The organism is Gardnerella phocaeensis (assembly GCF_048545075.1).
Taxonomy (GTDB): domain Bacteria; phylum Actinomycetota; class Actinomycetes; order Actinomycetales; family Bifidobacteriaceae; genus Bifidobacterium; species Bifidobacterium vaginale_J.
In genome coordinates this window covers 322,912-335,286 of the sequence record NZ_JBKQXS010000001.1, presented here as the reverse complement: position 1 = coordinate 335,286, position 12,375 = coordinate 322,912, and the positions used below count along the sequence as shown (strand labels likewise).

The 12,375-nt window shown below is 45.3% G+C and carries 13 protein-coding genes; 7 read left to right on the top strand and 6 right to left on the bottom strand.

The features are described from left to right. Nucleotides 1-22: 22 nt before the first annotated feature. From rpmF to ACJV2T_RS01465, 6 genes are all read right to left on the bottom strand, one after another. The gene (gene rpmF / locus ACJV2T_RS01490) at nucleotides 23-217 is read right to left on the bottom strand and encodes a 50S ribosomal protein L32 (RefSeq protein WP_004574042.1); all 195 of its coding nucleotides are present in this window, start codon (nucleotides 215-217) and stop codon (nucleotides 23-25) included. A 329-nt stretch (nucleotides 218-546) separates the two neighbouring features. After that, the gene (locus tag ACJV2T_RS01485; RefSeq protein ID WP_415683328.1) at nucleotides 547-1,176 is read right to left on the bottom strand and encodes a YceD family protein; all 630 of its coding nucleotides are present in this window, start codon (nucleotides 1,174-1,176) and stop codon (nucleotides 547-549) included. A 2-nt stretch (nucleotides 1,177-1,178) separates the two neighbouring features. Next, nucleotides 1,179-2,213, bottom strand: coding sequence for an SPFH domain-containing protein (locus tag ACJV2T_RS01480; RefSeq protein WP_419398931.1), 1,035 nt, complete (start codon nucleotides 2,211-2,213; stop codon nucleotides 1,179-1,181). A gap of 15 nt (nucleotides 2,214-2,228) precedes the next feature. Further along, complete coding sequence (coaD, locus tag ACJV2T_RS01475; RefSeq protein WP_119527010.1) at nucleotides 2,229-2,777, bottom strand: pantetheine-phosphate adenylyltransferase; 549 nt, start codon at nucleotides 2,775-2,777, stop codon at nucleotides 2,229-2,231. Between the two features lie 127 nt (nucleotides 2,778-2,904). Continuing rightward, nucleotides 2,905-3,234: a DUF3039 domain-containing protein gene (locus ACJV2T_RS01470; protein ID WP_419398930.1), complete on the bottom strand. Its 330-nt coding sequence runs from the start codon at nucleotides 3,232-3,234 to the stop codon at nucleotides 2,905-2,907. A 223-nt stretch (nucleotides 3,235-3,457) separates the two neighbouring features. Beyond that, complete coding sequence (locus tag ACJV2T_RS01465) at nucleotides 3,458-4,795, bottom strand: nicotinate phosphoribosyltransferase (RefSeq protein ID WP_419398929.1); 1,338 nt, start codon at nucleotides 4,793-4,795, stop codon at nucleotides 3,458-3,460. A gap of 308 nt (nucleotides 4,796-5,103) precedes the next feature. On the opposite strand from ACJV2T_RS01465, the gene cysS reads away from it, so the two are divergent. The 7 genes from cysS (at nucleotide 5,104) to trmD (ending at nucleotide 12,132) form a co-directional block, all read left to right on the top strand. Further along, the gene (cysS, locus tag ACJV2T_RS01460; RefSeq protein ID WP_419398928.1) at nucleotides 5,104-6,741 is read left to right on the top strand and encodes a cysteine--tRNA ligase; all 1,638 of its coding nucleotides are present in this window, start codon (nucleotides 5,104-5,106) and stop codon (nucleotides 6,739-6,741) included. 132 nt (nucleotides 6,742-6,873) lie between these two features. Further along, nucleotides 6,874-8,544: a signal recognition particle protein gene (gene ffh, locus ACJV2T_RS01455; RefSeq protein ID WP_415687283.1), complete on the top strand. Its 1,671-nt coding sequence runs from the start codon at nucleotides 6,874-6,876 to the stop codon at nucleotides 8,542-8,544. Then, nucleotides 8,541-9,746, top strand: a complete 1,206-nt coding sequence (locus tag ACJV2T_RS01450; RefSeq protein WP_419398927.1) for an endonuclease/exonuclease/phosphatase family protein — start codon at nucleotides 8,541-8,543, stop codon at nucleotides 9,744-9,746. Before ffh ends, ACJV2T_RS01450 begins: the two co-directional genes overlap by 4 nt. A gap of 116 nt (nucleotides 9,747-9,862) precedes the next feature. Continuing rightward, the gene (rpsP, locus tag ACJV2T_RS01445) at nucleotides 9,863-10,333 is read left to right on the top strand and encodes a 30S ribosomal protein S16 (RefSeq protein WP_033888579.1); all 471 of its coding nucleotides are present in this window, start codon (nucleotides 9,863-9,865) and stop codon (nucleotides 10,331-10,333) included. A gap of 2 nt (nucleotides 10,334-10,335) precedes the next feature. Next, complete coding sequence (locus tag ACJV2T_RS01440; RefSeq protein ID WP_004105376.1) at nucleotides 10,336-10,569, top strand: RNA-binding protein; 234 nt, start codon at nucleotides 10,336-10,338, stop codon at nucleotides 10,567-10,569. 1 nt (nucleotide 10,570) lies between these two features. Next, the gene (rimM, locus tag ACJV2T_RS01435; RefSeq protein ID WP_419399078.1) at nucleotides 10,571-11,170 is read left to right on the top strand and encodes a ribosome maturation factor RimM; all 600 of its coding nucleotides are present in this window, start codon (nucleotides 10,571-10,573) and stop codon (nucleotides 11,168-11,170) included. Between the two features lie 68 nt (nucleotides 11,171-11,238). Beyond that, nucleotides 11,239-12,132 (top strand): tRNA (guanosine(37)-N1)-methyltransferase TrmD, encoded by an 894-nt coding sequence (trmD, locus tag ACJV2T_RS01430; RefSeq protein ID WP_419399077.1) that lies wholly within the window; start codon nucleotides 11,239-11,241, stop codon nucleotides 12,130-12,132. The last annotated feature ends 243 nt before the right edge of the window (nucleotides 12,133-12,375 follow it).

Below are 12,375 nucleotides of genomic sequence, written 5' to 3'. Positions count from 1 at the left end.
GCAGGGTTTCTGTTAATAAAACCTACTTGGTGTGCTCGGAGCGAATAGCTTCACGGTAAACACGACCACGGAAGGTTCCGCAAGATGGGCAAGCCATGTGTGGGAATGCCTGAGAACCGCAGTTCGGGCAAGTCACAGTCTGCACGGCAGACGCCTTCCAATTAGCGCGACGCGAATGCGTATTAGCACGCGAGGTCTTGTACTTAGGCAGTGCCATAATTCTTTCCTCTATTTCGTTCAATCGATTGAGCTTAAGCGTTCTGTATATTACAGCAAGCGCCGTACAAATTGCGCAACCTGATTTCTATTTAGTGCGACAGAAACTTTACAAGCTCGCGCAGTTTATGCCGCTTTTCAGCGAAAAAACGGCAGAAACTTTACGCCGATGTAAAGTTTCGGTCGAAACAAGGCGCGCAGACGACAGTTCCTTTACACGAGTGTAAAGTTTCGGTCGAAATAAGGCGCGCAGACGACCTTTCCTTTACACCGATGTAAAGTTTCGGTCGGAAATCAACCCAAAAACGGCAGAAACTTTACACGCGCGTATTAATTCCGTTTTTCATTCTGCTCAAGCTGAGCTTTCAAATCCTCTAAAGCAGCAAAACGAATATCCGTAACGTCGTGATGATGATCTGGATGCTCGTTTAAGTTTTCGCCACACTGAGAGCAAAGTCCGCGACAATCCGGCTCGCACAACGGCTGCAACGGCAACTCACTTACCATCGTGTCGCGAATAAGCGCCTCAATATCCGCAAAATCGCCACCCGCAACTAGCGGATACACATTGCCCGACTCGTCATTTTCATCCCAAATTTGCGACTCGTCTTCATCCGCATCGCCACGAGTATTGCGATTATCCGAACGATTAGAACGCGAGTCAGCATATGGAAAGAATACGCACACATCCACTTTCCAATCGCGACGAAGCGGCATCAAGCATCGAGTACATTCTGCATGCACCGGAGCAGTAATACTGCCCTGAAACATTAAGCCGTCAACCACAGCATCAAAATCGCCATCAACCATAACATCACTGCCTGGCTTTACGCCAATAACGTAATCTCCAATACCTTCCGGCGCCGGAAATACGCGATGCAACGACATGCTACTACCAGCGCGCGCAGCCATTTGCGCTACTGGAACAGCCCACGGTGATTGGGATGGATGCGAAGCCATTACTAATTCCTTTCCTCTTCATCATCGTCATACAATGATGAGCTAATGTCGTTTTGCACGTGTGCTGCAGCTCGACGACGATCTTCTAACACTCGCTGACCCGCTTGCACGTCTTGCTCTAATTTATCTAGCTGCTGCTTTAAGCCTTCCATAACAGTTGCGCAATACTGATCCGCACCTTGAGTAAGCTTGTCTGATTTTGCTTGCGCAGTAGCGAGAATATCGCGAGCTTTCTGTTTTGCTAAAGCCGTTACGTTTTCTTGACCTGCTAAGAATTGAGCACGCTCTTGCGCTTCTTCAATTATTTCTGCAGATTGAGATTGCGCTGAAGAAACAATAGAGCTTGCTTGCGCTTGCGCTGTACGCAAACGTCGCTCTGCTTCTCGCATTAATGCAGAAGCTCGCTCCAATTGCACAGGAAGCATATCTTTCAAACGCGCTAACTGATCAACGAACTCATCGCGATCAATTTTTACCATTCCTGCAGCAAACAGAACATTCTTAGCTTCCGAAAGAGTTGTTTCCATTGCGTCAATAATGTCGTAAACTGTAGTAAATTCAGCGCGACTCTTTGAACGCACTTCATCGCTTACTGCTTCTGCGGCTACTTTTGAAGTTTCAGATTCATTTTCTTCAAAGTCAATAACACCACCGTCTTCTCGCTCTCGTAAATCTGGAAGAGGGAAAGCAGAAAATGCTGACGAAGAAGCTGCTTTGCTATTTTTATTGTTATGCTTTGCACTATCAACGCCATTATCTCGCACATTTTCCGCATCAGAAACACTTCCGACTGCTGCAACAGATGACGTTTCTGTGTTGTCAGCATCTGTATCAACTAATAGATCGCCTTCATGCGCACTTCGCACGTTGGATTGCGTTTTATTTACAACGCCATCTTGAGCATCTTCTTCATCTGCGAGAACTGGATGCAATGGCAGCTTTTGATTGCGATCAACTTGCACTTCGCGCTCCATCGTGTCATCTCCTTCACTAGATAATCCAGAAGTTGCGTCAGTAAGTTCATTTTTATTTGTCATCTTCTACTCTCCTGTTCAATTGTTCAGCATAGGTGAATTGTTATCTACGCCTAATGATTGTTCATTAAAAAGCTTTTTTAATAAGGGTATTACGTTATCTGGAACCATGCCAGTAACGTTTCCACCATGACGAGCAACATCTTTAACCACAGAGCTTGAAACATGCTCAAGCACAGGATCAGCAGGAAGGAAAAGCGTTTCGATACCTGCTAATTTGCGATTCACTAGCGCCATCCCAAGTTCTGCCTCATAATCACCGTTTTGACGTAAGCCTTTTACGATTACTGTAGCACCAACTTTTGTACAGTAGTCAGTAATCAAACCAGCTGTTGAAGTTACTACTATTTTGCAATCGCGATTGAAGCTATTTTGAGATTGCGGCAAATTATTTATTGCTTCTTGAATAATTTTTACGCGCTCAGATTCAGAAAATAACGGAGTCTTTGCAGCATTTACCGCAACTAGCACATGTACTTCATCAAATAGATGCGTACAACGTTGTATTACGTCTAAATGGCCGGCAGTGACTGGATCATACGAGCCGGGGCACACAGCTATAGTCATGCTCTTAGATTATCACCCATTGCGCTCAGAACAAAAATATATTAATAAAATAGCGTTACTTTTATCGTTAAAGATAGAAGTAACGCTGATGTGCAATATAAATTACTTAAATACGCAACATAATTGCTTAAAAATTAAACTTTCCTAATTCCTCGTATATGCGCTTGCATTCAGGGCAAACTGGGTAGTCATTTGCTTCGTGTCGAGGAATCCACACTTTACCGCACAAAGCTACTACTGGTCGACCAGTTAAGCGCGACTCGTCAATTTTGTCTTTTGACACATAGTGCGCAAAACGATCTGCATTACCACCATCATCTAGACGAGCATCTTCGTCAACTTCTGGACGTTCTAGAACAGAAGTGCTTGTGCCGGAACCAGAGTCTGGATCTGCGGATTGCGAACCAGATTCCATAACAGCATCTAACGCATTATCTGCTTCTAAAGATGAAAACATCTCGCATCCTTTCGTAACGCATTGTGTAACGAATTTCGTAACGAATTTCGTAACGCACTAAAATTTAATTGAATTTTATTCGCAAAACCAAGCATAAAGCATTATCGCAACAAACGCTCAAAAAGCTGTCAGAAACGCTAATCTTTACGCATGAATTATTTGCGGTCCTTTTGCAATCTTATTTAGTAAAGTTTAGTTTTAAAAAGATTAATTTATAGTACTTTTACAGTACTTGAATTTCTGTTGGTATTGCAGGATCTCCGCGCATCAAACTTTGCGCAGCCAAAGGCAAACGCTTCAAAGCAGAAGCGCAATAATCCTGGGCACGCATAATCGCATCGTGACCCATAAACTGTTCGTCAGCTTCACCGTCGACCATGTAATCAACTAGCAGATTTTCCCACGAATCCTTAGGCTTAAACTGAGCGAGCGCAACTTCCGAACCGGAAATCACGTGTTCGCAATCAGCTACACTGCAAGAATCGTTGCTGTAATCGTATGAACGATACGCCAACTTACGTCCAGGCACAGTCGCTTTATTCTTAGAACGCTTGGCAACAGGCTGCATTACACCATCTGCTCCCTCGCGCTCAGTAAGCTTATAAACCATTGCGCAAGTTGGAGCGCCGGAACCGGTTACAAGCATTGTGCCGATTCCGTAAGAATCCACAGGCGCATTTTGTAAGGAAGCAAGAGCATACTCGTCCAAATCGTTCGTAACTGTAATCTTTGTGTTTTTAGCACCCAATTCGTCGAGCTGATTCCTAACGCGACGAGCCAGAGCGCACAAATCTCCAGAATCAATACGAATTCCGCCAAGATCTGGACCTGCAACTTCCACAGCTGTCTTTACAGCTTCCTCAATATTATAAGTGTCAACAAGAAGCGTAGTGCCTTTGCCAAGAGCTGCAATTTGAGAAGTGAAAGCGTCACGCTCAGTGTCGTGAACAAGAGTGAAGCAGTGAGCTGCGGTTCCAATTGCCTTCAATCCGTAAAGTTTTGCAGCCAACAGATTTGCAGTACCTTTAAAACCGCCAATTACTGCGGCACGAGATGCAGCAACTGCAGAATATTCGTTTGTGCGGCGACCGCCCATATCCATGCAAGGACGACCTGCGGAAGCAGAAACCATGCGAGCTGCAGCAGACGCAACCGCGCAATCGTAATTGAGAACAGAAAGCAGAAGAGTTTCGAGCAAAGTGCACTCGCCGAAAGTGCCTTCTACTTGCAAAATTGGCGAGTTAGGGAAGAACATCTCGCCTTCGCGATAACCGGAAATTTTACCGCGGAATCGGAAATTTTTCAGCCATTCAATGGTTTCTGCGCTAACAATTTTGCGATCGCTTAAGAAACGTAAATCATCTTCCGAAAGATGGAATTTTTGCAACTCTTCCAAAATGCGACCCATGCCAGCAACAACTCCGTAACGACGGCCTTGAGGCAAGTGGCGCGTAAAAATTTCAAAAACGCATTTGCGATTTGCGGTGCCGTCTTTAAGAGCAGCGTCGAGCATAGTGTATTCATACATGTCCGTCATAAGAGCAGATGAAATCTCAGCCATGATATTCCTTTCAGTAACGAACAAAATAAAAACAGCTAGGTAATAGATAAGTAATAGATATGAATCTAATTGGATTGCTAAAGCTAAATCTAAAACCAAATCGCAATAATTGTATCGCTAACTAAAGAACCGACGCACGAAACAGCAAAGCCGACAATTACTTTACGTAGTTGTAAAGAAAAAGTCGAAATATCGCCAAAAAACGACAATTACTTTACGTAGTTGTAAAGAAAAATACGTAGTTGTAAAGGAAATAACGCGTGGAGGCGCGCGCGGTGGACTATAGTCAAGTGCGTATAATAGCAATTATGCTTAATAAGAGTTTGAACGAAGAGACTGCAAAAGTTACTAAAGCCGCAGAAAACCTGCACTTATACAACACGGCTTCACATTCAACGAATACTTTCGTGCCTAAAAAGCCTGGTCAAGTAGGCATGTACGTGTGCGGTGCCACAGTGCAAAGTTCTCCGCATATTGGCCATATTCGCGCAGCGATTGCATTCGATATAATCCGTCGCTGGATGCTGCGTTTAGGATACAAAGTCACGTTTGTTAGAAACGTCACAGATATTGACGACAAAATTATGAAAAAAGCCAATGAATCAGGGCAAAATTGGTGGGAACGAGCATATATTTACGAGCGCGAGTTTACAAAATCCTACAATACTTTAGGAGTGCTTGCGCCAACAGTTGAGCCGCGCGCAACAGGTCATATTACAGACATGGTTGAGCTGATTGAGCGTTTGATTGAGCGCGGTCACGCATATGTTATTAAAGACAACGACGGAAATCCTACTGGAAATGTTTATTTTGACGTGCCAAGTTGGGAGCATTACGGCGAATTAACGCACCAAAATCAGAATCAAAATGAAACTTGCGCAGACGAAGCCGCAGCTATCGCAGACGCAAAGGGTCCAAGCGTAGACGCTGCTGAAAACGATATTTACAATCCAACAGATCCTGCAGATGCTTCACCAGACAAACACGATCCTAGGGATTTCGCACTTTGGAAAGCACCTTGCGATTTCGATCAGCCGGACGCGCGCTGGAAAACTCCTTTTGGCGAAGGACGCCCTGGTTGGCATATTGAATGCTCTGCTATGAGCCACCGTTATCTTGGCGACGATTTCGACATTCACGGAGGTGGCTTGGATTTGCGTTTCCCTCACCACGAAAACGAAATGGCACAAACGCGTGCTGCTGGCTGGGAAAGCGCCAATGTGTGGATGCATTCAGCATGGGTTACCGCCAAAGGTGAAAAAATGTCAAAATCGTTGGGAAATGGGCTTTCCGTACCAGTAGTTTTGGCAAATAATTCGGCTTGGGTTGTGCGATATGCTTTGGGAGCAGTGCAATATCGCGCAATGTTGGAGTGGTCCGACCAAGCTTTGGTGGAGTCGAAATCGGCTTACGATCGCATTATGAACTTCCTCGAGAGAGCTGGCAGATTGCTTGACAAGAAGCCAACTTGCGAAGAAGTGCGCTCTGTTAACGCAGATGAGCTTCCGGAAGATTTCACTCGCGCTATGAACGAGGACATTAACGTTTCTGGCGCAATCGCAGAAATATTTACTACAATTCGTCAAGGAAATGCTCTTATTGACGACTGCAGCAAAGATTCTTCACAAGCACAAAGCGAAAGCGTACAAAAGCTCATATATCTCGCTGTTTTGCAAGTGCGAGCTATGTTAGATACTTTGGGCTTGGATCCTTACGCACAAACGTGGGCTTCGAACGATAATCAATCGTCTGCAGAAAGCTCAAATGGCAAGGAAAGCAAAGAACACTCAGCTTTGGACTCTTTAATTACTTTGCAACTTAAAGCTAGAGCAGATGCTAGAAAAGCGAAGGATTTTGCTACTGCAGATGCTATTCGCGACGCATTAAATAACGCAGGAATTGTAATTGTCGATACTTCGCAAGGATCATCTTGGCATTTGCAATAAACGAAAGTAACGCAAAAACAAAAGAAAACGCAAAAGTATTAATTAGCAAATCAAGTTAGCAAATTAAGTTAGCAAATCAAGTTAGCAATTGCACTAAAGTTACGTTAGCAACAACAGGTAGAATGGAAAACTATGGCAGCATTTAGTTCGTTAACAGACCGCCTTTCCAATGCTTTTAAGCATTTGCGCAGCAAAGGCAAGCTTTCAGAATCCGATATTGACGGCACAATTCGCGAGATTCGCCGCGCACTTCTCGATGCAGACGTTGCGTTGGAAGTAGTACGCTCATTCACTGCTCGAATTCGCGAGCGCGCTCTTGGTGAGGAAGTTTCGCACGCTTTAAACCCAGCTCAGCAAGTTGTGAAAATTGTAAACGACGAGCTTACGCAAGTATTGGGCGCAGGTGTAGATAGGCAGCTTAATTTTGCGAAGTATCCTCCAACTGTAATTATGCTTGCAGGTTTGCAAGGTGCAGGTAAAACTACGCTTGCTGGAAAGCTAGGCTACTGGCTTAAAGATGCAGGTCATACTCCTTTGCTTGTAGCAGCAGATTTGCAACGACCTAATGCAGTCACGCAGCTGCAAGTTGTTGGCGAACGCGCAGGAGTTCCTGTATTTGCTCCAGAAAAGGGCGTGCAAAATGGCGGAAGTGCGATTTCTTTGCCATGGTTCACTAAAGGCGACCCGGTTAAGGTTGCGCGCGATTCTATTAATTATGCGCGCGAAAAAATGTATGACACTGTGATTATTGATACCGCAGGTCGTTTGGGCGTTGACGAAGAGCTTATGAAGCAGGCACGCAATATTCGCGATGCCGTACAACCGCAAGAAGTGCTGTTTGTTATTGATGCAATGATCGGTCAGGATGCTGTTCGCACTGCTCAAGCTTTTAACGATGGCGTGAACTTTACTGGCGTTGTGCTTTCTAAGCTTGATGGCGACGCTCGAGGCGGTGCTGCACTTTCGGTTGCAAGCGTTACTGGAAAGCCGATTTTGTTTGCTTCTACAGGTGAAGGCTTGAAGGATTTTGAAATCTTCCATCCTGATCGAATGGCTTCACGCATACTTGATATGGGCGATATTTTGACGCTTATTGAGCACGCACAGAAGCAGTTCGACGAAGAAGAATCGCGCAAGGCTGCTGCAAAAATAGCTGAAGGCAGCTTTGGTTTGGATGACTTTTTGGAGCAGCTTCAGCAAGTTCGTAAGCTTGGCTCAATGAAGAAGCTTTTGGGCATGATGCCTGGAATGGCTGCTCACCGTCAAGAGCTTGAGCAGTTTGACGATAAGGAAATTGACCGCACTGAGGCAATTATTCGCTCTATGACTCCTCAAGAGCGTAGAAATACAAAGATTATTGACGGATCTCGCCGCGCGAGAATTGCTGCTGGTTCAGGTGTGAGCGTTTCGCAAGTTAATGCACTTTTGCAACGTTTCGAGCAGGCTGCAAAAATGATGAAGCGAATGAGCGGTGGCGCTGGAATGCCAGGCATGGGCGGCATGCCTGGATTCGGTGGTCCTGGCGGAAAGTCGAAGCGCAAAGACAAGAAAGGCAAGAAGAAGGGCGGAAAGTCCGGAAATCCAATGCGCAGGGAAGCTGAAGAGCGCGCGTTGCGTGAGCGTCTTTCTGGCGAATCTACTAGCGACGATGTTGCAGGTTCTGCTTTTGCAAAGCCGCAGCAACCAAATCTTCAGAATCTTCCTGAAGGACTTAAGGAACTTATGAATTCCGAAGACGCAAATCAAGATAATCAACTGCCACCTAACTTTGGCGGCGGATTAGCTGGCTTATTCGGTCGATGATTTTAGTATTGGCGTTTTTGTGGGTTATATTTGTGCCGCTTCTTTTGTGGCAGCTTCTGCGTTGGCTGCCAGCAGGTGCGGATAAATATAACCCACTTCCGTATGTTATTGCGCTGCTTCCACTTGCAACTTACGTTGTGGGAGCACTGTTTTTGTGTAATTTTGGCGGTTTTTTGCTGTATACATGCTGCGCAGAAAAAGTTGCGCAATCGCTTAATTTAGCGCAATCGCATAACTTAGCGCAATCTTACGCGAAATCTTACGGATATTTATGCATTGCGTACGCTGCGCTATTTTTGATTTCGCTTAAGTCGTATACGCCGTACTGGTTTGCAAAATTGCGTAGGTTGCACGAAAGCAGATTGTCGCGCAAAAAATGCAAGGAACAGCATCAAGAAATACGCGTGATGACTCTTAATTGCAGATACGGAAAAGCGAGCGCATCCGAAATAATAGAAATAACGAAAAAATATCACGTAAATACGTTACTTTTACAAGAATTAAGCGAGTCTTTAGTAAAAAATCTTGAAAAACTTGGAATATACGAGATTTTTCCAACTTCGCACGTAGGTGCGCAAAGTGAGCATAATAACGGCGGATTCAACGCTATTTTTACGCAATATTCCGCGATTTCTACTTGCAATAATTCCGTAAAAATTGAAGCTGCAAGCGTACCAAGCGTTACAACTTGCTTAGATTTTGATGCAAATGAAAAAGTTTTAGTGAAATTTGCTTCTGCGCATCCAAAGTCACCGATGCGTGGGTGCACTGCTTGGAGTAATGGAATTCGCGCACTTGCGACTATTGATTCTGCTACTGATTCTTTCGCCGATTGCACTAACGAATGCACTAACGAATGCGCTGACGAATCTACTTCGAAAACTTGCGATTTAGCAACTCTCACTATTGTTACTGGCGATCTTAATTCCACAATCGACCACCCAAGCTTTCGCTCGCTTTTGAAATACGGATTTACAGACGTTGCACTTTCGCTTGGAAAGCGTCTACGCACATGGCCTACATGGCTTAAGTGGCCAAATCTTACACTTGACCATGTGCTATTTTGCGCAAAAAACTGTAAATCTAACGCACTATGGCAAAAGAATGTAGTTGTTAACGGCACTGATCACCTAGCCTACATCGCAACAATCGACCTACAATCACTAGATAAAAACGTCCAAGCGCGCAGGCATAATAGATAAGTTATTCGCGTGAATCGGCGCCCTCTTCCCGACCACGTGAGGAACATGTGGAAGCTCGCAAGGAGTGCCCCACACCCGAACGAAATTCCACGACTCTAGTTATAAGGAGAGCCATTTTGGCAACCAAGATTCGTCTTAAGCGATTGGGCAAGAAGTTCTATGCCTTCTACCGTGTAGTCATTTCTGATTCACGCAACAAGCGCAACGGTCAGTCCATCGAAGAGATCGGCGTTTACGATCCAAACAAGCAGCCATCTATGATTCAGATTGATTCTGAGCGCGCACAGTACTGGCTTGGCGTTGGCGCACAGCCAACCGAACCAGTGTTGAAGCTCTTGAAGATCACTGGTGACTGGCAGAAGTTCAAGGGTCTCGACGGCGCCGAAGGCACGTTGAAGACTTCTGAAGCTGGCCCAGACGCACAGGCTCGCGTTGAAGCTGTTGAAGCTGAAGCTCAGAAGCTGAAGGCCGCTAAGTCTGAAGCCGCTGCTAAGGCTCAGGCTGCAGCTGAAGCCGCTGCAAACGAAGCCGAAGAAGCCCCAGCTGAAGCTGCGGAAGCTGCCGAAGCCGAGGAAAAGGCTGAGTAATCATGCTGGCTCAAGCTGTTGAACATCTCATTAAGAACATCGTGGATTTTCCAGATGACGTGTCGGTACGTTCTCACGAAAATGCTCGCGGCGAATTGCTTCGAGTGCGCGTGAATCCTGAAGATATCGGTCGCGTTATTGGCCGCAATGGTCGTACCGCTAATGCAATTCGCATTGTTGTGCAAGCTTTGAGCAACCACAATGTGCGCGTTGACATTATGGACGTACGTAAGTGAGATGAACGTGGCATTAGACCAACAATCTTTTGACAACCCTCAGCAAAGTCGTAATGACCTGCTGAGGGTTTGTCGTATCGGTAAAGCCCAAGGTTTAAAAGGCGAAGTCACTGTACAAATTTTTACAGATGAGCCTTACGAACGTTTTGAGCCTGGAAATGTATTGTGCACTGCAGATGGCGAGCGCGAGTTCGTTATTGAGAACGCAAGAACGTTCAAAAATCGTTGGATTTTACTATTCGAAGAATCACAAAATCGCAACGATGCAGAAGCACTTAATGGCACTGAATTGTATGTGCATGCAGAAGATGCGCAAGAACTTGCTGCCGAAAATGCTTGGTATATTAAGGATTTAGTCGGTTTGCAAGCGCGATTGTGCGAAGAAAATCATCTGGGGCTGCCGGCTTGCACTATTGGAAAAGTTGTGGATGTGCTCGATGGCGCGCAATCGTTACTGAAAATCCGTTTAGATCATCCGGTTGACGAAGAGAATAAAACAGCGCTCGTGCCATTTGTTGAAGCTATTGTGCCGGAAGTTGACGTTACAAACGGGTATTTGACTATCGATCCTCCGGGCGGTTTAATTCCGGGGCTTTCGTAGTTTTCGTAGTTTTATAAGTTTTATAAGTTTTCGTAGTTTTATTAGTTTTCATAGTAGAGTGCCTTATGATGGACATCGATATTATTTCCGTATTTCCAGAATATTTTCGTATGCTAGACCTAAGCTTGTTAGGCAAAGCGCAAAATAATGGCTTGTTGCAAATTCGCGCATACAATTTACGCAAATGGACTCACGATGTGCATCAATCGGTTGACGATACGCCGGTTGGCGGTGGCGCTGGCATGGTTATGAAGCCCGAAGTTTGGGCGGAATGCTTAGATGAGCTGCTTAACTTGCCAAAATCTGAAGTAAAAAATACGTGCGATACGTGCGATACGTGCGATAGTTGCGATACGTGCGATAGTTACGAAGAAGCAAAAATCACTCCTAATAAAATATACTCAACTAAGCCAATTCTTATATTCCCGAACCCTTCTGCCCCACTATTTACACAAAAAGACGCAACGGAATTAAGCAACGCAAAGCATTTGGTATTTGGATGCGGCAGATACGAAGGCTACGACGCTAGGATTCCAGAATATTACCGCGCGCAAGGAATTGACGTACGCGAGTATTCAATCGGCGATTACGTGCTAAATGGCGGAGAAGTTGCAGTAAGCGTTATGCTTGAGGCAATTACGCGCTTAATCCCTGGGTTTATGGGAAATCCTGAGTCGATTGTTGAAGAGTCGTACACAGGCTCGGACGCACTTTTGGAACATCATCAATACACGCGTCCAACTACTTGGCGCGGTATAAGCGTTCCGGAAGTGCTCACTTCCGGGAATCACGCCAAAGTTGATCGTTTTCGTCGAGATGAAGCTATATCTCGCACAAGCGAAATTCGACCTGATTTGATTGAGAAATTGGACTGCCGCAAGCTAGATAAAGCGGATCGAAAAACGCTTATGTCGCTCGGATGGGAAGTTTCCGGCGAATACCCCCGCAAAAACTCGCTCTAGCAACAAAAGCCGGAAATACTCCGGCAACAGTATTGCTGCCGCACACACAACGCCAAATCTCACTACCACCACACCACAACCTGTTTAGTACGCTAGCTTCAATGTACTAATATTCGTGTGGTAGAGATTTGAGATTTTTCGCACTGAGCGCGGCGAACGTCAGAGCCGCAGGCTGCTGATTCGCCAAGCGAAGAAGAAAAATCGAAAAATCTCTGCGATAGACACGGTTATTAACGATTAAAC